At 72.2% G+C, this 21,735-nt stretch carries 18 protein-coding genes; 10 read left to right on the forward strand and 8 right to left on the reverse strand.

Features of this window, described 5'->3' with window-relative positions; genetic code table 11:
• Window positions 1-141: 141 nt before the first annotated feature.
• Window positions 142-567, reverse strand: coding sequence for a hypothetical protein (locus ACZ4QV_RS20185; RefSeq protein ID WP_467763193.1), 426 nt, complete (start codon window positions 565-567; stop codon window positions 142-144).
• Between ACZ4QV_RS20185 and ACZ4QV_RS20190 the strand changes: the two genes are divergently transcribed.
• From ACZ4QV_RS20190 to ACZ4QV_RS20200, 3 genes are all read left to right on the forward strand, one after another.
• A complete protein-coding gene (locus tag ACZ4QV_RS20190; protein WP_467763194.1) occupies window positions 550-984 on the forward strand; it encodes a hypothetical protein in 435 nt (144 codons plus the stop codon). The genes ACZ4QV_RS20185 and ACZ4QV_RS20190 overlap by 18 nt on opposite strands.
• Before the next feature lie 897 nt (window positions 985-1,881).
• Window positions 1,882-3,099, forward strand: coding sequence for a tetratricopeptide repeat protein (locus ACZ4QV_RS20195; protein WP_361150831.1), 1,218 nt, complete (start codon window positions 1,882-1,884; stop codon window positions 3,097-3,099).
• Between the two features lie 100 nt (window positions 3,100-3,199).
• Complete coding sequence (locus ACZ4QV_RS20200) at window positions 3,200-4,138, forward strand: hypothetical protein (protein ID WP_361150828.1); 939 nt, start codon at window positions 3,200-3,202, stop codon at window positions 4,136-4,138.
• A 258-nt stretch (window positions 4,139-4,396) separates the two neighbouring features.
• Here the strand turns inward: ACZ4QV_RS20200 and ACZ4QV_RS20205 are convergent, their stop codons facing one another.
• Window positions 4,397-4,678 (reverse strand): hypothetical protein, encoded by a 282-nt coding sequence (locus ACZ4QV_RS20205; RefSeq protein WP_361638156.1) that lies wholly within the window; start codon window positions 4,676-4,678, stop codon window positions 4,397-4,399.
• 427 nt (window positions 4,679-5,105) lie between these two features.
• Window positions 5,106-7,979 (reverse strand): nitrite reductase large subunit NirB, encoded by a 2,874-nt coding sequence (gene nirB, locus ACZ4QV_RS20210; protein WP_361589128.1) that lies wholly within the window; start codon window positions 7,977-7,979, stop codon window positions 5,106-5,108.
• A gap of 222 nt (window positions 7,980-8,201) precedes the next feature.
• Between nirB and ACZ4QV_RS20215 the strand changes: the two genes are divergently transcribed.
• Window positions 8,202-9,005, forward strand: coding sequence for a sirohydrochlorin chelatase (locus ACZ4QV_RS20215; RefSeq protein ID WP_361589125.1), 804 nt, complete (start codon window positions 8,202-8,204; stop codon window positions 9,003-9,005).
• A 64-nt stretch (window positions 9,006-9,069) separates the two neighbouring features.
• Complete coding sequence (locus tag ACZ4QV_RS20220) at window positions 9,070-9,381, forward strand: hypothetical protein (RefSeq protein ID WP_361151104.1); 312 nt, start codon at window positions 9,070-9,072, stop codon at window positions 9,379-9,381.
• Between the two features lie 16 nt (window positions 9,382-9,397).
• Here ACZ4QV_RS20220 and pflA read toward each other — a convergent pair whose 3' ends face one another.
• Complete coding sequence (pflA, locus tag ACZ4QV_RS20225) at window positions 9,398-10,213, reverse strand: pyruvate formate-lyase-activating protein (RefSeq protein WP_467763195.1); 816 nt, start codon at window positions 10,211-10,213, stop codon at window positions 9,398-9,400.
• The gene (gene pflB / locus ACZ4QV_RS20230; protein ID WP_467763196.1) at window positions 10,213-12,471 is read right to left on the reverse strand and encodes a formate C-acetyltransferase; all 2,259 of its coding nucleotides are present in this window, start codon (window positions 12,469-12,471) and stop codon (window positions 10,213-10,215) included. Before pflB ends, pflA begins: the two co-directional genes overlap by 1 nt.
• Before the next feature lie 238 nt (window positions 12,472-12,709).
• Here pflB and ACZ4QV_RS20235 point away from each other — a divergent pair, with 238 nt between their 5' ends.
• Window positions 12,710-13,579 carry a universal stress protein gene (locus ACZ4QV_RS20235; RefSeq protein ID WP_467763197.1) on the forward strand — a complete coding sequence of 290 codons (870 nt, stop codon included), beginning with the start codon at window positions 12,710-12,712 and terminating at the stop codon, window positions 13,577-13,579.
• 170 nt (window positions 13,580-13,749) lie between these two features.
• The gene (locus ACZ4QV_RS20240; RefSeq protein WP_467763198.1) at window positions 13,750-14,247 is read left to right on the forward strand and encodes a pyridoxamine 5'-phosphate oxidase family protein; all 498 of its coding nucleotides are present in this window, start codon (window positions 13,750-13,752) and stop codon (window positions 14,245-14,247) included.
• Window positions 14,248-14,310: 63 nt separating this feature from the next.
• Here the strand turns inward: ACZ4QV_RS20240 and ACZ4QV_RS20245 are convergent, their stop codons facing one another.
• Window positions 14,311-15,318, reverse strand: coding sequence for an ArsR/SmtB family transcription factor (locus ACZ4QV_RS20245; RefSeq protein WP_361150811.1), 1,008 nt, complete (start codon window positions 15,316-15,318; stop codon window positions 14,311-14,313).
• A 154-nt stretch (window positions 15,319-15,472) separates the two neighbouring features.
• Here ACZ4QV_RS20245 and ACZ4QV_RS20250 point away from each other — a divergent pair, with 154 nt between their 5' ends.
• Window positions 15,473-16,711 (forward strand): MFS transporter, encoded by a 1,239-nt coding sequence (locus ACZ4QV_RS20250; protein ID WP_361638142.1) that lies wholly within the window; start codon window positions 15,473-15,475, stop codon window positions 16,709-16,711.
• 587 nt (window positions 16,712-17,298) lie between these two features.
• Window positions 17,299-17,745, forward strand: a complete 447-nt coding sequence (locus tag ACZ4QV_RS20255) for a hypothetical protein (RefSeq protein WP_467763199.1) — start codon at window positions 17,299-17,301, stop codon at window positions 17,743-17,745.
• A 151-nt stretch (window positions 17,746-17,896) separates the two neighbouring features.
• Here ACZ4QV_RS20255 and ACZ4QV_RS20260 read toward each other — a convergent pair whose 3' ends face one another.
• Window positions 17,897-18,280, reverse strand: coding sequence for a hypothetical protein (locus ACZ4QV_RS20260; protein ID WP_361150803.1), 384 nt, complete (start codon window positions 18,278-18,280; stop codon window positions 17,897-17,899).
• A 1,029-nt stretch (window positions 18,281-19,309) separates the two neighbouring features.
• Between ACZ4QV_RS20260 and ACZ4QV_RS20265 the strand changes: the two genes are divergently transcribed.
• Window positions 19,310-19,846: an EF-hand domain-containing protein gene (locus ACZ4QV_RS20265; RefSeq protein WP_361150800.1), complete on the forward strand. Its 537-nt coding sequence runs from the start codon at window positions 19,310-19,312 to the stop codon at window positions 19,844-19,846.
• Between the two features lie 19 nt (window positions 19,847-19,865).
• Here ACZ4QV_RS20265 and ACZ4QV_RS20270 read toward each other — a convergent pair whose 3' ends face one another.
• The gene (locus ACZ4QV_RS20270) at window positions 19,866-21,584 is read right to left on the reverse strand and encodes a sensor histidine kinase (RefSeq protein WP_467763200.1); all 1,719 of its coding nucleotides are present in this window, start codon (window positions 21,582-21,584) and stop codon (window positions 19,866-19,868) included.
• Window positions 21,585-21,735 lie beyond the last annotated feature (151 nt).

The raw sequence follows: 21,735 nt of genomic DNA on the forward strand, positions 1-21,735 counted from the left end.
TTGATCGGTGGCGTCATTTGACCGACACCGGGGGCCGGCAGGGGCCTTCTCCGCGATGACGGAGAGCGCCGCTCCCTGCCGCACCGGTGATGGACAAACCTGACGTACCGCCACCAGCCGGGACACGACGCGCCGGACAGTTCACCCGTGACCCGGACGAGCCGCCCCGAACTCCCGGCGCAGCCGGGCCGGGGCGACCGCGGTCACGGCCGCCTGCCCGTCCAGCTCCCGGCCCGTACCGTACGCCGCGGTGAAAGCACCCTCGCCCAGGGCGGCACGTCCTCGGCAGGTGAGGTCACGAACCTGCCGGTCGGTACGGTCGTGGGCACCGCGCAGCCGGGAGGCGGCGCCGAGCAGGGCGGCGGCCCGGTGCTGCCGCCCGTGTGCCGGGGCGAACGCGGCCGTCTGCACCGCCACCAGGGACAGGGGCGGTAGGTCCCGGGCCGCCAGCGCCGCCGCGTACGTCTGCGCCAGTGCCTGCTCCGCGCCGGACAGGTCCCCCGTCTCCAGGCAGTACGCGGCCCGTACGCTGCCGACCAGTGTCCGCGCGTGATCGCCGGGGAACAAGGTGCCGCCGCGCAAATCCCGTTCGCCGGCGTCGAGCAGTTCCCGGTCCCGGTCCAGGTCGCCGCGCCGCAGGTACAGGTCGATCCAGCGCAGGTCGCCGAAGACCTCGTCGCCGACGCTGAGCGAGCCGAACCCGCTCGCCGGCGACCGGGCCTCGCGCAGGTCGGCGAGCGCGCCGTCGAGGTCGTCGTCGTACTGCCGCAGTTGGGCGCGCAGGGCGGCGTGACGGCCTGGCCCCAGCGGTCGCCGGCCTGCCGGAAGCAGGTCAGGGCCCCTTCCACGTCGGGGCGCATCGCGTCGAGTTCGCCCGCGTTCTCGGCGAAGTGGGACCGGAACATGCGGGCCGGTCCGGACAGCCTCACGTCGTCGCCGTCGGCCGACTGCCCGATGTTCGCGGGCGTGCTCCTCTCCTCCTGAAGGAACACGAGCGGGAGCGCGGTGAGTGCTCCGTACGAGGCGGGCCGTTCCGGGTGGGCGAGCAGCCGGCCGGCCACCTCGCGTATCTCGGACCGGTCGGTCGTGGCCTCCCCCGCGGTCCTCCCCGGCCGGGTGACGCACCGGTTGAGCAGGTGTGTCGCGTGGGCGCAGGCGCGGTCGGGCGTCGGTCCGCCGCCGGGCCGACAGCATGTTCACCGAACTCGCCACGCCGACCGACCCCGAATACTGGGCCGAGACGGCGTCCACCCGACCCCGGCCGGCCACGCCGCACTCGCGGCGGCCTGGCTGCGCCTGGTCACCTGCCCCCTGAGAGGGAAGCCCTCAGCGCGGCACCGCACAGGGAAATGGCCACTTCTCCGACCGTCCGACAAGACGCATACGGGAAAAGGCGAGTGGCACGCCCCTTCGGCACAGCGACACGCCATTCCGTCGCCATGGACACGGGTGGCGTCGCTGCTGTCCCCGCACCGCGCACGAACGAACTCATTTCCTGACGCGTGCCCTGCGAGGGTGCCGGGCTTTCGGTGTGCGAGCACGACACCCTTGCTCCGCTGGTAGCGCTCCGCCCCTCGCGAAACGCTGCGCCGACGCCCGTGAGTTCTCCAACCGGGCACAGCCCAAAAACTGCCGTACGGCCGCCGGCTCTCCGCTCCGGGTTCCCGACTGGCGCATCACCTTTCCGCCCGGCTCGGAATGCGTCAGCACGTGTCGCGGGCCGGTTTGGGTCGTTGTTCCGCGTGCGGGCCGGGAAATGTTGCGTGGCCCTGTGCGTGTCCTCCGTCTGATCCGGCGGAACGGCTACGGCGAGACGGGCGGACGGCGGCAGAGGTGGCGGCGGTGAAAGTGGCGGCGGGCACGTGGCTGCAAGATCAGGCGGTGACCGAACTGCTGGCCCTGAGCGGGCGGGCACTGCCCCTGCTGCGGCAGTGGGCGGCCGCGGACCCGGGCAGCGGGCCGGCCCGGGCGCTGCTGACGTTGGCGACCTCCGACAGTCTGAGCGACGCGGCGCTCAAGGACCAACTGGTGGTCGCGCACCGGGACGCGCAGGCGGCGGGCGAGCGCGAGGCGAGCTTGGTGTACGGGGTGTACCTCCACACCCACGGGCAGTTCCGGCTGACCGCCGACCACCTGATCGCGCACTTCGCCCGATGGCCCGCCGACGAGGTGGCCGGACTGCTGCTCGGCGCGTTCCCCGCCTGCGGGGAGGCCGCCTACCGCGCGCACGGTGACGCCTTGGTCGAGGAACAGTCGGCGCTGGCCGGCCCGGACAGCTGGGCCTGGACGAGCTGGCTGGCCGTGACGAGGGCGGAGCAGGGCCGCGTACGGGAGGCGCACCGGCTGGCCCGGCAGGCGCTGGAGATCCACCCCCGCTCGGGCGTGGCCGTGCACGCTCTCGCGCACGCGGAGCACGAACTGGGCGCGGGCCGCGCCGGCGTCGAGTACCTGGACGGGTGGCTCGCGGCGGACCCGCACGCCGTACAGGCGCGGCACCTGAACTGGCACGCCGCGCTGCACTCGATCGCCTGCGGCGACTTCCCCGACGCACGCCGACGGGCCGACACGGCGCTGGAGCGCGGGGACGTGGGGATGCGGGCCGGGGTGAACTGGCGGCTCATGCTCGCCGGTCAGACACCGGCAGGCCGTAGCGACGTGGAGCAGGTACGGGACCTGCTCGCCGGGCCGGGCGGGACGGCGGAGGTCTTCCACACCTTCAACCTCGCCCTGGCGCTGGCTGTCGAAGCGGCCACCGACGACCTGCACGCCCTGGCCTACCGTACGGCCGCCGACGACCGACCCGACTTCCGCGACGTCCTGACGCCGGTGGTCCAGGCCCTGGCGCAGATCACCGGGGGCCGGCCCGCGGCGGCGGCCGCCCTGCTCAGCGCGCTGGGCGAGCGGACGCGGCGGATCGGCGGGGTACGGATGGAACGCGAGATCATCCAGGACACCCTCGCCCGTGCCCTGGCCGGAGCCGGTGCGTACGAGCACGCTGCCCGGCTGCTGCGCCACCGCACGGCCGGCCGCCGGCACCACGTCTACGAGGACCTGCTGCTCACCGCCTGTTCCCCTGTCCCGGCGCCCGGCCCGCTCTGATCACCCGGTGCGGTGGACCGTCCGCCCGGTCCGCCCGCCCACCCGGGGCAGCCGGTCGCCCGACCGGCCCGCTCCGCCTTCTTCCGGACGGAGATGTTCCATGGCCGTGCCCCAGATGATCGTCGTGTCGCCGCCCGGCAGCGGCACCCCGCTGCTGGCCGACATCACCACCGCACTCGGCTACACCCCCTACGGCACGATGAGCGGCGACCCGCGCATCCCGGCCGGGCAGCCGGGCCCGGACGAGGTCTACCCGCTGCTGCGCGCCGCCTACGGCGCCGACCGCGCCGCGCTCCTGCTGAACCCGGCCGACCGGATCCGGAACACCGCTCTGCAGGACGCCTTCGAGGTCGCGGTCAGCGCCCTGTGGCGGGTGTGGTGGACACGCCTGGGCCAGCCGACGGCGCTCGCCTCCCCGGGCGCCCCGGACACCGAGACCCGCCTGGCGCGCCTGCCGGAAGCCGAACTGCTCGGGCTGCTGCCGGGGCGGGGCTGCTGGTATCTCACCGGGCTGGATCTGGACACGGCCGACGCCGGGTTCCTGCGCGCCTGGCACGCGGACCGCCGGCCGCCCATCGTCTTCCACCACCGCGACCTCCGCGACCGCCTCGTCAGCCAGATCCACGCACTGTCCCAGCCCGTGGACCCGGTCGGCTCGCTGCCAGGACACCTCGTCTACCACGACATCCTCGCCGCGCAGCCCACCCTGGACGCCAAGATCACCCTCGCCCTCACCGACCCCGGCTTCCCCGGTATGCGCGAAGCGCGCCGCAGCCGGTGGCTGCTGCACCACCCCGCCGTCTGTGTGATCAGCCACGAAGAACTCGCCGGTCCCGCGCACGGTGGCACCACGTACGCCCGTGAACAGGCCCTCGCCCGCCTCCTCCACGCCATCGGCCACCCCGGCCCCGTCCAGGCCCTCGCCTCGGCGCTGCCGCCGCCAGCCTCCGACGCCGACGACCTCGCGGCGGGCGCCGGACGGAAACACTTCACCCCGGCGCACGAAAGGCTGCTGTCCCGCCTCCACGGTGCCTGCTGATCCCCGGCCGCCCGGCGGCTCCTTCGGCTCCCTCGTGGCTTTCTCCTGATCGCGGCGGGGCATGGCGGCCCGGCGCCAGGCGGCCACCATGGCCCGCACGGCGTCCAGCCAGGGGGTACCGAGGTCTCCGAACGGCGGGCTGTCGGCGGCTGGGGCTCTCCCCCGCACCCGGCGTGCGAAGAGCCGGGCCCAGGGTGCTCCGGTGGCCCCTGGGCCCGTGGTCCGCCCGCTCCCTGACGGACCAGGCCGTCCCGACCGCTACTTCAGGCCGGCCCGGCGGCACCCGTCGAAGGCGATCTTCGCGGGGACGAAGGCCCGCCGCAGCTCGGTGTAGCAGGCCCGGTGGCTCTCCTTGGTCCCCTTGGCGCCGAGGAGACAGGCTTGTTCGACCACCTCCGGGTCGGCCTCGGGGTGCTGTTCCAGCACGTAGTAGAAGCAGCTCTGCGGGGTCGCGTGGACGGCCGGGGCCGCGGCGACGACGCCGCCGAGGGCGAGGGCGAGACCGCTGAGGGCGGCGCCGAGGCGTGGGGCAAGACGCATGGTGGGCTGTCCTTTCGGGCGATGCACCGAGACGGTGACTCGGTGCGAGTGATCCACAGCGGACAGTGCCCAACGCCGAGAGTGGTGACGCCGTGGAGTGCGGGGCGCGAAAGGCGAACGGCAGGCGCGCGCGGAGCGGATTTCAGGGCTGGTCGTGCTCCGGCGCGCGACGACGTCCAAAGCGATCGCGAGACGCCGTCCCGTCACCCCCGTGCCCTTGGTCATGCCGAAGGCGTACCGGTCGATCGTGGCCGTGCCGCTCGCTGTCGTCCGTTTGCCCTCGCGAGCGAACGCGCCGAGGGCGACGGCGATCGCCAAGTGCAGGGGCCGACGAGCAAGTTCTGACACCGCGCCGCTCCGGGCGGCCGAGCGGGCAGGGAGTGTCCTGTCCGCCCGGGCGCCCGGCCCGTTCAGCGTGTCCGTCGGGTCACAGCACCCGGACGTCGTGGACGGGGAGGCACCGGCTCTCGTCGTCCAGGCAGGCGCCGGTGCGCAGGTCGAAGCGCTGCTTGTACATGGGTGAGGTGACGACCGGGACGCCGTCGACCGCCCCGTAGATGCCGCGGGAGATGACACCGGCCCGGGAGACGGGGTCGGTGTCGGAGACGGCGAAGACCTCGCCGTCCGGTGAGCGGAAGAGCGCGACCGCCACCGCTTCGTCGCCGTCGCCGACACCGACCGGTATTCCGCGTCCCGGCTCCAGGTCTTCCAGCAGGCAGACGGACTGCCACTCGCCCTCGGGCGTACGGACCTGGACGTGTCCGGGGGCGGCCGGGCCGGCCGGGGCGGGGAAGGAGCTGGTGAAGCGGCGCAGTTTCGCCGGGTCGTCCAGGACGGCCCGCCATTCGTCGCGGTAGGCGTCCACGTGCCGCTGCATCTGGGATTCGAGTTCCTCGGCCAGTCCGAGGGAGTCGTGCAGGACGACGTCCCGTACGTGGGCGACGCCGCCGTCGATCCGCTCCAGCCAGGCCGCGGTGCGCTCCAGGCGGTCCGCGGTGCGGATGTAGAACATCAGGAAGCGGTCGACGACCCGGATCAGTTCCTCGTCGCTCAGGTCCTGCGCGAGGAGGTCGGCGTGGCGGGGTTTGACGCCGCCGTTGCCGCCCACGTAGAGGTTCCAGCCGTTGGCCGTGGCGATGACGCCGACGTCCTTGCTCTGTGCCTCGGCGCACTCGCGGACACAGCCGGAGGCCGCCAGCTTCAGCTTGTGCGGGGACCGCAGTCCGCGGTACCGCAGTTCCAGCTCCACGGCCATGCCGACGGAGTCGCGCTGCCCGAAGCGGCACCAGCGGGAACCGGCGCAGGATTTCGCGGTGCGCAGGGATTTGCCGTACGCGTGGCCCGATTCGAGACCGGCGTCGACCAGCCGGCGCCAGATGGCGGGGAGCTGGTCGACGGTGGCGCCGAACAGGTCGATGCGCTGGCCGCCGGTGAGTTTGGTGTAGAGACCGAATTCGCGGGCGACCTCGCCGAGCACGACGAGGTGGTCCGGGCTGATCTCCCCGGCCGGCAGGCGGGGCACCACGGAGTAGGTGCCGTCCTTCTGGAGGTTGGCGAGGAAGAGGTCGTTGGTGTCCTGCAGCGCGGCCTGCTCGCCGTCGAGGATGTGGTGCAGGCCCAGTTCCGGGCCGAGGGTGGCGAGCAGCGAGGCGACGGTCGGGCGGCAGACCGCGCAGCCGTGCGGCGGCTTGCCGTCCGGGCCGGGTACGCCGTACTCCCGGGCCAGCCGGGAGAAGCTGTCGGTGCCGGTGACCCGGATGATCTCGTACAGTTCCCGGCGGGTCTGCGTGAAGTCCGGGCACAGGCCGCCGGGGCCCGTCTCGACGCCGTCGGCCGCCAGTTGCGCTTCCATGATCGAGGTCACGGCGCCGACGCAGCCGCCGCACTGGGTGCCGGCGCCGGTGCACTTCTTCACCGCGGCCAGGTCGTGCGCGCCGCCCCGCACGGCGTCGCGCAGCGTCTTCTTGGTGACACCGTTGCACGAGCAGATCACCGCGTCGTCGGGGAGCACCGCGGTGGTGTCCACCGGGCCCGACGCGTCGGCGGGCAGCAGGAAGGAGGCCGGCGGGCCGGGCAGCCGGGCGCCCACGAGGGGCCGCAGCGTGCCGTACGCGTCCGCGTCCCCGACCAGGATGCCGCCCATCAGCTTGCCGTCCGGGCCGAGCACCAGCTTCTTGTAGACACCGGAACCGGAGTCGGCCCAGAGCACCGATCCGCCGGCGTCCGGGGCGAAGGGGTCGCCGAAGGAGGCGACGTCCGCGCCCAGCAGTTTGAGTTTGGTGGAGGTGTCGGCGCCGGTGAAGCTGCCTTCCTTGCCGGTCAGGGTGTCCGCCAGGGCTTCGGCCATCCGGTAGCCGGGCGCGACCAGCCCGTAGACGTTGCCGTCGGCGGCACGGGCGCACTCGCCGAGCGCGTAGACCTCCGGCGCGGAGGTGCGGCATTGGGTGTCGATCACGATGCCGCCGCGGTCCGCGACATCGAGGCCGGCCGTCCTGGCGAGTTCGTCGCGGGGCCGTACGCCCACGGAGAAGACGATGATGTCGGCCTGGACGCCGGTGCCGTCCGACAGGGACAGTCCGCGCACCCGTCCGTCCGCGCCGGTCCACACCTCGGTGATCGCCGCGTCCGTGTGCACCTGCACGCCCATCGCCTCGACGGTGTGTGCCAGGACGTCGGCTCCGCCCGTGTCCACCTGACCGGGCATCAGCCGGGGCGCGGCCTCGACCACGCTGGTCTCCAGGCCGAGCGAGCGCAGGGCGCCGACCGCCTCCAGGCCGAGCAGCCCGCCGCCGACGACGGCCGCGGTGCGGGCGCCGCGCGCCGCCTCCTGGATGTCGCGGACGTCCTCCACGGTGCGGTAGACGAAGCATCCGGGCGCGTCCCGGCCGGGCACCGGTGGGACGAAGGCGTACGAGCCGGTGGCCAGTACCAGCGCGTCGTAGCGCCATGTCGCGCCCCTGCGCGTGGTCACCGTGCGGGTGGCGGTGTCGACGGCGGTGGCGGGGTCGCCGAGGCGCAGGGTGATGTCGTGACGGGCGAAGAAGTCGGGGTCGGCGAGGTTCAGTTCCTCCGGGGTGGTGCCGGTGAACAGCGAGGAGAGGTGGACGCGGTCGTAGGCGCGGCGCTCTTCCTCGGCGAGGACCACGACGCGCCATCGCCCGCTGCCGTCCGGGCTGCCCGGCCCGCCCCGGCCGTCCGGTCCGGCGAGCGCGTCCCGTGCGGCCAGTTCTTCCAGCAGCCGTTGGCCGACCATTCCGTGACCGACGAGAACAAGGGTGGGCCGGTCGGTGGATGACACCATGAGAGGACTCCTGCCAGCTGCTTTGGCGACGGGACGCGTTTTTCCGTTTTCCACGACTGCCGCCCGAGCCCGCCGCCTTCCCGGGCCGCAGCGCTTTCAGGCTATGCCCGCTCCGCACCCGGGCCCCGCGCCGAAGGGCCTTTTGACCAGGGCCGGTCGTCCCTGTGCCGCCGGGACCAGCAGTGCCTTTCCGCGGCGCGCGTACGCCTTTAGCGTGACGGCATGGATTCCCGTTCCCCTGTGCTGATCGCCGCCGCTCACGGCAGTCGCGAGGCCCGGGCACAAACGGAAACACACCGGTTGCTGGCGCACGTGCGCGTCCTGCGTCCGGCGCTGCGGGTGGAAACCGCTTTTTTCGACATTCACCGTCCCACGGTCGACGAGGCGGTGGCCGCCCTGCACGGCGTACCCGCGGTCGTGGTGCCTTTGTTGCTGGGGTCGGGATTTCATTTCTCCGTGGATCTGCCCGCGCTGCTCGGGCCTGCTCGCGCCGCGCGACCGCTGGCTCCGCATCCGCTGGTCGTCGAGGCGCTCGCGCACCGTCTCCAGGAGGCCGAGTCGCACGCCGGTTTCCCTGCGGACGCCGTCGTCCTGGCTGCCGCGGGCTCGCGCCGGCCGGGTGGCGACGACAGTTGCCACGCCGCTGCCCGGGACCTGGCAGCGGCGCTGTGCGCCCGGCGGGGTGCCCCCGTTCCGGTACGGCCGGCCGTCCTGTGCGACGGTTCCGCGGACGGCCGGTCCCTGGCCCGTACGGCAGCCGACCTGCGTGCCGAAGGCCGCACCCGCGTCGCTGCCCTGCCCTACCTGATGGCCTCCGGACGCTTCTCCGACCGCCTCGCCGAGGAGGCCGGCCGGGCGGGGTGCGTGATCATCGCCCGTCCTCTCGGCGCCCAGGAGGCCATGGCCCGCCTCGTCCTCGCCCGTTTCGACGCCTGCGCCGGGCTTGCGGCGGCGGAGACCGGCCTCGGCGCCCGGGTGGCCCGATGGGACGTACCAGGCGTGTCGGACACCGCTGGGCGTCGTTGACCGGACGGCGGCCGGTCCGGCCGGTCAGCCGTTTCCGGAAACCGTTCCAGAAAGAGGATGAATGATGCGTGTCTTGCGTCCGGTCGCCGTGGCTCTCGCGGGGCTCACTTTCGCCGCGACCCTTTCCACGGGCGAAGCGTCCGCCGCGACGGGGTCGTTCGTCTGGCTGGGGCCGAAGGGCAAGTCGTATCTGGTGGAGAATCCGCCGAACGGCCGGTGCCTGACGATGCAGCAGCAGGCGCACGGTGCCCGCAATGCCACGAAGACACCGGCCGTCCTTTTCTCGGGCAAGAAGTGCAAGGGGCGGGCCGTACCGCTCGCTCCCGGTCAGCAGGCACCGCGTGACGCGGCCTTTGCCAGCGTGCGGTTCGGCTGACGGGAGAGCGGGTTCCTCACACTGCCGACAGGCCGTATTCCGCGAAAGCCCCGCAGGCCGCCGCCACTTCGGGAGCGGTGGGGGTCGGGGTGTCCCGTAGCGTGAAGTCCAGGCCGAGGCGTTCCCATTTGGCGGCGCCGAGTTTGTGGAAGGGCAGTACGTCCACCCGGGTCACGTTGCCGAGCGAGGCGGCGAAGGAGGCCACGCCCGCGATGTTCGCGGGGGCGTCGGTCAGCCCGGGGACGAGCACGAAGCGTACCCACACCTCCTTGTCGAGGCGGGCCAGCCGCCGGGCGAAGTCCAGGGTCGGGCGCAGGTGCCGGCCGGTGAGCCTCTGGTAGAGGGCGGGGTCCCAGGACTTGATGTCCAGCAGCACGAGGTCGGTGTCGCGCAACAGCGCGTCGGTGGCCCGGACACCGAGGTAGCCGGAGGTGTCCAGGGCCGTGTGCAGGCCGAGTTCGTGCTTGAAGCGGTGGAGGAGTTCGCCGGCGAAGACGGGCTGGAGGAGCGGTTCGCCGCCGCTGAGGGTGGCGCCGCCGCCCGCGGCCCGGATGAACGCCCGGTACTTCGCCGCCTCGGCCACCATGGCGTCGGCCAGGACGCGCTTGCCGTCGCGCATCTTCCAGGTGTCGGGGTTGTGGCAGTACAGGCAGGCCAGCGGGCAGCCCGCCAGGAACGTCACGAAGCGGGTGCCGGGTCCGTCGACGCCGGTGGACAGGTCCCAGGAGTGCACCGACCCGGCGACCGGCCGGTGCCCGACCGCACCGGCCGGCGTCGTGGCTTCCAGGGCCGCCCGCGCTCCGGCGAGGGGCACCGCGGTCTCGGGGGACATCACAGGGCTCCGTGGAAGGTGCGGTTGAGGACGTCGAGCTGCTGCTCGCGCGTCAGCCGGACGAAGTTGACCGCGTAGCCGGACACCCGGATCGTCAGCTGCGGGTACTTCTCGGGGTGCGCCATGGCGTCTTCCAGGGTCGCCCGGTCCAGCACGTTGACGTTCATGTGGAAGCCGCCGCCGACCGTGTAGCCGTCCAGCACACCCGCCAGGTTCGCGATCCGCTCCTGCTCGGTGCGGCCCAGCGCGTCCGGGGTGATGGTGTTGGTCAGCGAGATGCCGTCCTCGGCGTCGTCGTACGGCAGCTTGGCGACCGACAGGGCGGAGGCGAGGTAGCCGTGCTCGTCGCGGCCGTTCATCGGGTTGGCGCCGGGCGCGAAGGGCTCGCCCGCCGGACGCCCGTCCGGGGTGGCGCCGGTCTTCTTGCCGTAGACGACGTTGGAGGTGATGGTCAGCACGGACTGGGTGTGCACGGCGTCCCGGTAGGTGGGGTGCTTGCGCACCTTCTGCATGAACGTGTGGACGATGTCCTTGGCGATCTGGTCGGCCCGGTCGTCGTTGTTGCCGTACGCCGGGTACGTGCCCTCGGTCTCGTAACCCGTGACCAGCCCGGTTGCGTCCCGGACGGCGCGCACCCGGGCGTGCTTGACGGCCGACAGCGAGTCCGCGGCGACCGAAAGGCCGGCGATGCCGCAGGCCATGGTGCGCAGCACGGCGCGGTCGTGCAGGGCCATTTCGATGCGTTCGTAGGCGTACTTGTCGTGCATGTAGTGGATGACGTTCAGGGCGTGGACGTACGTCTTGGCCAGCCACTCCAGCATCGCGTCGTAGCGTTCGGCGACGGTGGCGTAGTCCAGGTACTCGCCCTCGACCGGCTCGAAGCCCGCCACCACGGTCTTGCCGGTCACCTCGTCCCGGCCGCCGTTGATGGCGTACAGCAGGGCCTTGGCGACGTTGACGCGGGCGCCGAAGAACTGCATCTGCTTGCCGACCGCCATGGCCGACACGCAGCAGGCGATGGCCGTGTCGTCCCCGTACTTGGGCCGCATCAGCTCGTCGGACTCGAACTGGAGCGCGGAGGTGTCGATGGCGACCTTCGAGGCGAAGTCCTTGAAGCCGCGCGGCAGGCGCGGCGACCAGAAGACGGTCAGGTTGGGTTCGGGGGCCGGACCCAGGTTGTAGAGCGTCTGGAGGGCGCGGAAGGTCGTGCGGGAGACGAGCGGGCGGCCGTCCTCGCCGATTCCGGCCAGCGACCAGGTGACCCAGGTGGGGTCGCCGGAGTACAGCTCGTTGTACTCCGGGGTGCGCAGGAACCGTACGATGCGCAGCTTGATGACGAAGTCGTCGATCAGTTCCTGCGCCCGCTCCTCGTCGAGGGTGCCGCGCTCGATGTCGCGGCGGAGGTAGATGTCGAGGAAGGTGTCGATGCGGCCGATCGACATGGCCGCGCCGTTCTGCTCCTTGACGGCGGCCAGGTAGCCGAAGTAGAGCCACTGCACGGCCTCGCGGCCGGTGGCGGCGGGCCGGGCGATGTCGTACCCGTACGCGGCGGCCATGGCCTTCAGTTCGCCGAGCGCCTTGATCTGCTCGGATATCTCCTCGCGCTCGCGGATCACGTCCTCGGTGGGCCACTGCGCGTCCGCCTCGGCCTTGGCGGCCTGCTTGTCCTCGACGAGCCGGTCGACGCCGTAGAGCGCGACGCGGCGGTAGTCGCCGATGATGCGGCCCCGGCCGTAGGCGTCGGGCAGGCCGGTGATGATGCCGGCGGAGCGGCAGGCGCGGATCTCGGGGGTGTACGCGTCGAAGACGCCGTCGTTGTGGGTCTTGCGCAGCCGGGTGTAGATCTCCTTGACCGCCGGGTCGGCCTCGTACCCGTACGCCGCCAGGGCGCCCTCGACCATCCGCCAGCCGCCGCCCGGCATGATGGCGCGCTTGAGCGGGGCGTCGGTCTGGAGGCCGACGATCAGGTCGCGTTCCTCGTCGACGTAACCGGGCGCGAACGCGTCGATGCGGGACGGGGTGTGGATGTCCACGTCGTGGATGCCCCGGTTCCGCTCGTCCGGGAACATGCCGAGCAGCTTCTGCCACACCGCGGTGGTGCGCTCGGTCGGGCCCGCGAGGAAGGAGCCGTCGCCCTCGTACGGGACGTGGTTGTGCTGGACGAAGTCGCGGACATCGACGGCGTCCCGCCACCGTTCGCCCTCGAAACCCTCCCACGCCGTGTCGCCGGTCGTCTTCTCCACAGGTGTTGCGGTCATGGTGCGCACCTTCCGAATAGCTGTGCCTGCGCCCGCCCCCATTGCACTGCCGCGTGCCGTTCACCGAGGTCGGCGTTGGTCCCGACCCGGAGGCCGAAGGGCCCTCGGCGGGCGAGGGACCGTGTGCCGGGAGGACGTTGGTCCCCGGGCGCGGGACCTTGGGGCCGTCCCCGCGGCGGCCGCCGTGCCCCGAGAGTGGGGGTCGGACGTACTTCCGTTCCTTCCTCAGGAGGCCCGTATGCCCGGCATCGTCACCGTCGGCCTCGACGGAACCGACCACAGCCTCGCCGCCGCCGACTGGGCCGCCGCCGAGGCCGCACGGCGCGGAGCGCGGCTGCGGCTGGTGCACGCGTGGATCTGGCGTCCCCTGGACGTGCCGGTCGCGGCGGACGAGGAGGTGCAGCGCCGCTGGGCCGCGGGGGTGCTGCGGGAGGCCGCGGCCCGGGTGGCCGAAAACTTCCCCGACCTGCCCGTCACCAGGGAGATCCTGGCGGCCGAGACGGTACCGGCCTTGCTCGCCGAGGCTGCCGCGGCGGACCTGCTGGTGCTGGGCTCGCGCGGCCACGGCACGCTGGTCGGCTATCTGCTCGGCTCGGTGGGCCTGCACGTACTGCGGCAGGCCACCACCCCCGTCGTCCTCGTCCGCAGCCCCCGCCGCGACGAGGCGGAGCAGCCGCGGGACGAGGTGGTGGTGGGGGTGCAGGACGGGCGGGAGAGCGGACCGGTGCTGGAGTTCGCCTTCGCGGCCGCCGCGGCCCAGGGCACGACCCTGCGGGCGGTACGGGCCTGGAACATCCCGCCCGTCCTGGTGTGGGGCGGCGAAGCCATGCGCGCGGCCGACGACGCCGGCGGCCTGGAGCCGCTGGAGCGCAAGCGGCTGGCCGACGCCGTACGGCCGTGGCGCGAGCGCTTCCCCCAGGTGGAGGTCGTCGAGCACGTCGAGATGGGCGGCGCGGGGCAGGTCCTGCTGGCCGGCTGCGCACGGGCCCGGCTCCTGGTGGTGGGGCGGCGCAGTCCGGGCCGCCACGACCTGCGGAAGATCGGCGCGGTCGCGCACGCGGCGCTGCACCACGCGCCGTGCCCGGTGGCGGTGGTGCCTCATCCGTGAGAGCCGGTGCCCGGCCATGGGCCCTCATGGGTGGGGCTCTCCCGCCGTCACGGGCGAAATGGCCCGCACCGGGGCCCGTTCGGCCCTGTCGCCGGGAGCCCGCTCCGGGAAGGCTGGCGGTCAGGCAACGAGTGCCCGGACGAGCGCCGCCGGAGCAGAGAGTGTGCAGCATGAACGACGAAGACGCACAGCATGTCGAGGTACGCCGCGAGCTGGCGGCCCGGGGGATGCAGCAACTGCCCCGGGAGGAATCGCTGCGGCTGCTGGGCAGTGTCCCGCTCGGCCGGCTCGTGTTCACCCAGAACGCCCTGCCGGCCATCCGCCCGGTCAATCACCTCCTCGACGGGGAGGACATCGTCGTCCGGCTCAACGACGGGGCGACCCTCACCTCGATCGCGCCGCCCGCGGGCGAGGCGGGTCTGGTGGTCGCCTACGAGGCCGATGCCATCGATCCGCACACCCGCCTGGGCTGGAGCGTCATCGTCACCGGATACGCCCGGCTGGTGGCCGATCCGGCGCAGGTGGCCCGCTACGAGGATCTGCTGCGGCCGTGGGTGGCGCAGACCATGAACGGCGTGCTGCGCATCCAGCCGGACCTGGTCACCGGATTCCGGCTGGTGGCGCAGCCCGCGGTCGCGGTGTGCGCCGCGGGCGGCGAGGGGCGTTGAGGCAGCGGCTCCCTGCGGCGGGACCGGCGCCGTACGGGGCGCGTACCCGGCTCCTGCTGCCGCTCAGCGGTCGTCGGCCGGCGCTCCGTCGGCAGTGCCTGTGAGCCGGTCGCCGAGCGCGCTCCTCCGGTACAGCACATGCCGTCCGTCCCGGGTCCGGGTGACCAGTCCGGTGGCGTGCAGGACGCGCAGGTGCTGGGAGACGGCGCTCGGGGTGACCTTCAGGCGGCGGGCCAGCTCGACGGTCGGCAGCGGCTCTTCGAGGAGGCTGAGCAGCCGTGCCCGGGCCGCGCCGAGCAGGGACGTCAGGGCGGCCGTGCTGACGACCGGCGCCTCCGGGCCCCACAGGGTGGCCACTCCCCGGCTGGGATAGACGAGACTCGGCGCCTCGTCCGGGCCGACCGGCGGCGCGGGCTTGTGCGCGAACACGGACGGGAGGAGCAGCAGCCCCCGGCCGGACGCCTCGACCCGGTGCCTGCTGATCATCTGGTGGATGTACAGCTCGCCGTCCCGCCAGCGCAGGTTCGGGTGCATGTCGGCGAAGAGCAGCCGGGCGCCTCCCAGGGCGAGCCGCCGGGCGCGGTAGGTCATGTCGGCTTCCAGCACCAGCCGGATCTGCGGCCACAGCGGCTCGACGGCCACCTGCCAGTACTGCCGCAGGAGGTCGCAGAGGGCGTCGCGGAGACCGGCGACCGACGCGTCGTCGGCGAGGGACACGTCGCCGAGCGCCTCGGGGAGCGGGTCGGGGGCGTGCGCGAGCAGCAGGTCGTGGCGGACGCGGGCAGCGGGCGTCCGGCGGACGAGGGCGAGTTCTTCCTCGAACGCTGGGGCGAAGCTCGTGGGGTTCGGCGTCAGGAAGTCGGGGAGCGTACGCCGCTGCGCGACCAAGGACATCAGCAGACCGGTGTCGAGCGCGCCCAGCTCGCCGAGTACGGACCTGCGCCAGGGCAGGTGCAGCGCGGACAGGCCCGGGTCCTGCAGCACGCGCAGGCTGAACAGGGTCTCGTGCAGGGGGGACAGGGCGAACCGGGTGTCCGCGAGGTCCTCGACGCCGAGCACAAAGCTGATCATTAAGCCGTACGCTACATCGATTGGCGACGTACCGTCGATGCCGTGGACTTCCTGCCATGACCAACACAACTCATGAGCGGTGGGCGGCGTTTGCCGCCGGGGCGGAGTGCGACATCGGCGCGGCGGCGGCCGGTCTCCCCCGGGGGACCGAGGAATGAACCGTCGTACCGTGCTGCTCCTGGCGGTCACCTGTGCCGTGGCGGTCGGCAACATCTACTTCCCGCAGGCCATCGGTCCGTTGGTCGCCTCCGGGCTGCACGTGTCGCCCGACGCGGCCGCCGTGGTGGTGACCGCCACACAGATCGGTTACACGGCCGGGACAGTCCTGCTCGTGCCGCTCGGTGACCGGCTGCCGCACCGCCCGTTCCTCGTCACCCTGCTCGCCCTGACCGGTCTGGCACTGCTCGCCGCGGGCTGCGCGCCGGCGCTGCCGCCCCTCGTCGCCGCCGGCGCCGTGGTCGGTCTGACCACGGTGGGCGCGCAGATCGTCGGCCCTCTGGCGGCCGGTCTCGTGGGCGCCGACCGCCAGGGAGCGGTGCTCGGCACCCTGCTGAGCGGATCGACCGGCGGCATGCTGCTGGCCCGGACCTTCAGCGGCACGCTCGGCGAATGGCTGGGCTGGCGGGCTCCCTACCTCGTCGCCGCGGTCGTGGCGCTGCTCCTGGCCGGCGTTCTGGCGTTCACGGTGCCGACCACGGCCCCGTCCTCCCGCCAGCGGTACGCGGCCCTCCTGTCCGAACCGCTGCGCCTGCTGCGCACCGAGCCGGGCCTGCGCCGCTCGTGCTTCTACCAGGCAACCGTCTTCGCCGGGTTCTCCGCGGTCTGGACCTGTCTGGCGCTCCTGCTCACCGGTCCGGCCTACGGGCTGGACGCCCGAGCGGTGGGCATGATCGCCCTGGTCGGCGCGGCGACCATGCTCTGCACCCCGCTCGCCGGCCGCCTGGTGGACCGCCACGGTCCCGATCCGGTGAACCTCGTCTGCCTGCTCGGCGTTCTCGTCTCGGCCGCCGTCCTCACCGCCGGCTCCCGGGGCGGCGCCCTGGGGCTGGCCGCCCTGGTCGTGGGCACGCTGCTCCTCGACGTCACGATGCAGTCCGGCATGGTCGCCAACCAAGTACGCGTCTACGCCCTGCGCTCCGACGCCCGCAGCAGGCTCAACACCGCCTACATGACCTGCGCCTACCTGGGCGGCAGTGCGGGTTCCTGGCTCGGTGTACGCGTCTGGAGCCAGGCCGGCTGGCGCGGCGTGTGCGCACTCGTCGCACTGCTCGCCGTACTCGCCCTCGTCCGCCACCTGTTGGCACCGCGCACGGCGAAGGACGGCGAACGGCGCCACCGCGCCCGGAGCGAGCCTCAGCGGGCGCCCTCCGTGGCCTCGGACTGCCACGAGTGAAGCGCTTGTTCGAGGCCCTGGGGCCGCCGGCGCGGGCGGCTTCCGGCGCGGTGAAGGTCAGGTGGACATCACCGTCCATATCGATGTGCCGGGCCTCGCGTTCCAGCTTCCACGTACCGGCTCCACCACCCGCATGCGCCGCGGTGCTGCCGGGCCCGTCAGAATCCGGGATCCGGCCAGTCGGTCGCGGTAAAGGTGCCGTCGGCCTTGAGTTCCACCGTGCCGAACGGTTCGGCACGGCAACTGCCGACCAGATCCGGGCGAGTGAGCCCAGCAGGCCGCTTGCCTCTCTCACCGACTCCTCCGTGACGGCCTTTCAGCTTGGCTCTGCCGGGAACGGGAACCCTGGAGTTTCCCGCCGGATGCATGATCAGCAGGCAGGGGCGGGGCAGTGCTTCAACCCGACCCCGCTGGTAACCGCGCGACGGCCGCCCTGGTGCCACAGAGTCACTCACTGAGCGTCCGGAGACGGGCCACTGGCGGCAAGGAACCGCCGCATGGTCGGTCAGCGTGCCACCCCCACCGCTGTCCGTCTCGTCGTTTCTGAAAAACTGATCCCGCTCATCTGACTGATCGGGGGAATCGCGATGCGCTGGAAGGCTGTGGTCGTGGCCTGTTCACTGGTCGTGGCTACGTCGGCGACTTCGGCCGGGTGCGCCCGGTACTTCGCCTGCGGCCCCGAGGGGGCCTGGCCGAAGGGATTGACCGAGGACGACCTGGTCGGCCAGTACGTCGGCTCGCCCTCCGGCAAGCTGGAACTGAAGGCCGACGGGACGATGCGAGCCACCGACTGGCCGAAGTACGACGTCTTCGGCGACAACCCTGAGCTTGCCCCTCAGGAGGTACGGGGCACCTGGCGCATCCGACCCGGCTCGCACAAGACACCGCACGGCGATTTCGCTGAGGATGATCTGGATCTGACGGGGGCGGATGGAGGTTTCGCCGTCTCAGGCAGTCGCGAGAACCCCCGCCTGTACAGGGGGGTCGGCGACCCCGACGGCTGCCACTTCCACGAGTTCGAACGCGTCGAGTAGCAGTGCCCCTCGTCCGCGTGCAGGTGATTGCCGGATCCGGATGTCGGCCGTATGAGGCGCGGTGATGACGCTGCCGACGCGGTCGCTCCCGGCTCTGCGTGTTTCGCGATCACCCGTCGGACGGCCCATCTCGTAAGAGCGCGAGGTGGGTTCAGGGCTGCGCCTTGCAGGCCGCGCGAGCCGCGCCGACCACGGCGACTGCATCCTTGAACGAGATGTCGAGCTTCTTCTTGGTCTCTCGGGTGACATCGATGGCGCTGCCGATGGCGCCGCCCACACCACCGTTCCCGTCGGTGGCGCAGATCGCGTTGCCTTGCCTGACGAGTTCCTCGTCGCTGACCCCGGAGGGCTTGTTCTTGGTGTTCTCAAGGAGATCAAAAAAGATCTTTTTCCTGGCTCCGCTCAGTTCATTGGCACTGGAGGTGCCGGTAGTTGCGTGGTCCGATGAGACGGACTCGCCATCGGTCGGGCCGCAGGCAGTCATGACGGCCATTCCCATGATCGCGACACCGCAGGCTACAAGTTTTTTCGTCATGTGCTCTTGAACCCCCTGCGCCAGTGAATCGCCGCCGAGACACACCCCGTACCGGCAGGCAGGGCGCCCGCTAAAGGCTGGCGCTTTGCAGCCCATTCGAGAAAGAAATATCCTTCCCCCACAGCGTTCGTGACAATGAATCCGGCACCCAGGACAATCATTACTGTTCCTGCTCCCATGTCACCTCACTGCCCGCACTGCACCGAAGTTGCAGAAATACTGTACAAGCGAAAAGCAGGGGGAGGTACGGCCTTGACGCGGCAGTGGAAATTTCATTCCCAGGTACATGGTCGGGTACATCTTTCGATGCATTCCTTCGGGGATGATGTGTGGACGCGGACGACATGGCGCGTCTCCGCGTCCACGCTCCCAGGTCACCGCTTCGAGCGGCTGTCAGCTTCAGCAGGTGCTGCTGCCGGTGCCGGCCGGAGCCTCGACGCCCTCGGCGACGATCTCCTCGCCCTGCGACTCGGCCGCGCTTCAGGCCGGTTCGGCCAGCGCGGTGCGCGGTTCCCGGGGGTGCTCGGAGGGGCGGACGCGAAGGAGTTCAGGAGTGCGTTGGGCGTCCGATGCGACCGACGCGGCGGGGACCAGTGCCGCCCCCTCCCACCGCCATGATGCGGTCTCGCCGGTGAAGGCGTTAAGGATGAAGCCCCCCGCATGGCCTGCCCCGCACCGGCCGGCGGCGCCGGCGGCGGTTCGGTGTCCGGTCCGGTCATCATGACGATGGTTCCCCGACTCCATTCCGCGATCTCCCTCGCCGCGTTTCGGCTGCACCTCAGCGACCCACAGGGGAAGGAACGACCGGACCGGCACGAGGTCCCCCGGCCGAAGTCCTGGCGAACCCTCGATAGTTGCTCTCGCCCCCACCAAGCTCCCCGACGGAGTCAGGTTCAGGGCCTGTTCGAACAAACCGCGCTCGGGCAAGGCCCGACACGCATACCCGGTTTCCTCCATATATGCGTCTTCCGCCTGTTTCGTGGGTAACTTGCGGTTGCCACACCACGGAAACAGCCGGGAGGAAGCACCGTGTCCAGTCCAGGGTTCGACTCACCGCAGTACCGCATCTTCGCCATGCTGGACGTCGACGGCGACGGCGCCATCACCCATGCGGAATACCTCGCACGGGTCGACCGGGTGGCCTCCGCCATGGGCCGCGACCTCCACCACCCGGTCGTGGCGGCCTCGCGAGCCGCCCATGAGGCGGTCTTCCAGGACATGGACGGCGACCGCGACGGGCGGGTGACCTTCGAGGAATACCGCGCCTGGGTGGGCCACGATGCCTTTGAACGCTCCTGCCGGCCCGCGCTGGGCTCGCTGTTCGACATCGCCGACACCGACGCCGACGGGCGCCTGAGCCGCGACGACTTCGTCCGCCTGCGCACCGCGGCGGGAAACGTCGGAACCGACGCGGCCGCCGCGTTCGACGTTCTCGACACCGACGACGACGGACTGCTCGAACGAGACACCTATCTGGCGAGCATCAAGAAGTTCGTCACCACCGGCGACTCCCCCATGGCCGCGGCATACGGTGGCGGGCAGCCGGTGCCGAGCACCCACTCCTGACACCGCTGACGCGGCTCCGTCACGTGCCCGCCGACAGCGGAGCGCGCCACACCACCTGGCTCCCCCCGCCGTCGGGCGTACGGATCTCCATCGTCCCGTCCACCCGGTCCGCCCGTTCGGCCAGGTTGGTCAGTCCGCTGCGCCGGCCGCCCTCCGGGATGCCCTTGCCGTTGTCGGTCACGGTCAGCACGACCTCGTCGCCGGTGGCCTGCAACGCCACCTCGACCCGCGTCGCGTGCGCGTGCCGGGCCGCATTGCTCAGCAGTTCGGTGAGGGCCGCCACGACGTGGTCGGCGACCTGGGCCGGCACGTCCGTGTCCAGCAGGCCCTCCATGCTCAGCCGGGGCGGGAAGCCCAGCGCCGTGCCGGCCTCCCCCACCGCGCGCGCCACCCGGGCCCGCAGGCTCGGCCCCGCGTCCTCCTCCCTGACCCGCAGACCGAAGATCGTCGAACGGATGATCTTGATGGTCTCGTCCAGGTCGCCCACCGCCCGGGTGACCCGCTCCGCCGCCCCGGCGTGCTCGACCAGCCGGGCGGCGCTCTGCAGCGTCATACCGGTGGCGAACAGTCGCTGAATGGCCAGGTCGTGCAGGTCTCGGGCGATCCGGTCGCGGTCCTCCAGCAGCGCGAGCTGTTCGGCGTCGCGTCGGCGCTCGGCCAGTTCCAGGGCGAGGGCCGCCTGCCCGGCGAACGCGTGCAGCGGGTCCAACTCCCCTTCGGTGAACACCGCCTCGCCCTCGGCGCGCGCCAGCAGCAGCACGCCGCGGGCGCTGCCGCCCTCGCTGTCCAACGGCACGGCCACCGCCGGGCCCAGGCCGTCGAACCGCCGGGGCCCGGCGGCGTACCGCTCGTCACCCGCCAGGGCGGACGTGGTGACCGGCCTCCCCGCGGTGAGGGCGGCGCCGGACAGCGTGCCGTCGACCGGGACCACCAGACCGCGACGCTTCTCGCCGTGCCCGCCGAGCGCCAGTTCGACGACCAGGTCACCGGTGTCGTGCATCGGGACGCAGACGTCGGCGAGCTGCGCCCGGGTGATCTCCTGGGCCCGGCGGGCGATCAGCTCCAGCACCTCCAGGCGCGGTATGCCGGAGAACAGGCTGTTGGTGATCTCCGCGCCCGCCTTCAGCCAGCGCTGCTGGCGCTGCGCGCCCTCGTAGAGCCGGGCGTTGTCGATGGCCACGCCGGCGGCGACCGACAGCGTGGAGATCACCGACTCGTCCTCCGCGTCGAAGTCGTGCCCGCCGCGCTTGTCGGTCAGGTACAGATTGCCGAAGACCTCGTCCCGTACCCGGATCGGCACCCCGAGGAACGTGCGCATCGGCGGGTGGTGGGCGGGAAAGCCGTACGACGACGGGTGGGTACCGAGGTCGGTGAGGCGCAACGGCTCGGGGTGGCGGATCAGTTCGCCCAGCAGGCCGTGCCCGGCCGGCAGCGGCCCGATCGCGGCGATCTCCTCGGGGGTCAGACCGACGGTGAGGAACTGCGACAGCCGCCTGCCGTCCGGGCCGATCACGCCCAGCGCCGCGTACTGGGCGTCGACCAGCAGCGCCGCGGCTTCGACGATGCGCCGGAGCACTTGCGGCAGGTCCAGTTCCCGCCCCACCGAGACCACGGCCTCCAGCAGGCTGTGTACCCGGTCCCGGGTGCCGCGCGCGGCGTCGATGCGTGCCTGCAGCTCTTCCAGCAACTCGTCCAGTCGCATCTGCGGCATCCGCGACAACGGCTCCTGCGTGCCCACCGGCCCTCCTTCTTCGGTCGCCCGCCTTACCCGGCCAGCGTATCCCTGTGCGAACACGCCATCGGACCCCGGTGGCCGCCCGCTCCCGCCCGGGCCGCGCGCGTGACGTTCCGGGAGCGGCGGACGGCGTACCGGGGGCGAGTGGCCCTCG

The organism is Streptomyces sp. NPDC026394, from assembly GCF_055567735.1.

What these genes read in the sequence shown, in the direction of transcription:
- ACZ4QV_RS20235 (WP_467763197.1), top strand. Translation starts at nt 12,710, where the DNA reads ATGCCCGGCATCGTCACCGTCGGCCTCGACGGAACCGACCACAGCCTC.
- ACZ4QV_RS20250 (WP_361638142.1), top strand. Translation starts at nt 15,473, where the DNA reads ATGAACCGTCGTACCGTGCTGCTCCTGGCGGTCACCTGTGCCGTGGCG.
- ACZ4QV_RS20255 (WP_467763199.1), top strand. Translation starts at nt 17,299, where the DNA reads ATGCGCTGGAAGGCTGTGGTCGTGGCCTGTTCACTGGTCGTGGCTACG.
- ACZ4QV_RS20215 (WP_361589125.1), top strand. Translation starts at nt 8,202, where the DNA reads ATGGATTCCCGTTCCCCTGTGCTGATCGCCGCCGCTCACGGCAGTCGC.
- nirB (WP_361589128.1), bottom strand. Translation starts at nt 7,979, where the DNA reads ATGGTGTCATCCACCGACCGGCCCACCCTTGTTCTCGTCGGTCACGGA.
- pflA (WP_467763195.1), bottom strand. Translation starts at nt 10,213, where the DNA reads ATGTCCCCCGAGACCGCGGTGCCCCTCGCCGGAGCGCGGGCGGCCCTG.
- ACZ4QV_RS20220 (WP_361151104.1), top strand. Translation starts at nt 9,070, where the DNA reads ATGCGTGTCTTGCGTCCGGTCGCCGTGGCTCTCGCGGGGCTCACTTTC.
- pflB (WP_467763196.1), bottom strand. Translation starts at nt 12,471, where the DNA reads ATGACCGCAACACCTGTGGAGAAGACGACCGGCGACACGGCGTGGGAG.
- ACZ4QV_RS20200 (WP_361150828.1), top strand. Translation starts at nt 3,200, where the DNA reads ATGGCCGTGCCCCAGATGATCGTCGTGTCGCCGCCCGGCAGCGGCACC.
- ACZ4QV_RS20245 (WP_361150811.1), bottom strand. Translation starts at nt 15,318, where the DNA reads ATGATCAGCTTTGTGCTCGGCGTCGAGGACCTCGCGGACACCCGGTTC.
- ACZ4QV_RS20240 (WP_467763198.1), top strand. Translation starts at nt 13,750, where the DNA reads ATGAACGACGAAGACGCACAGCATGTCGAGGTACGCCGCGAGCTGGCG.
- ACZ4QV_RS20260 (WP_361150803.1), bottom strand. Translation starts at nt 18,280, where the DNA reads ATGACGAAAAAACTTGTAGCCTGCGGTGTCGCGATCATGGGAATGGCC.
- ACZ4QV_RS20205 (WP_361638156.1), bottom strand. Translation starts at nt 4,678, where the DNA reads ATGCGTCTTGCCCCACGCCTCGGCGCCGCCCTCAGCGGTCTCGCCCTC.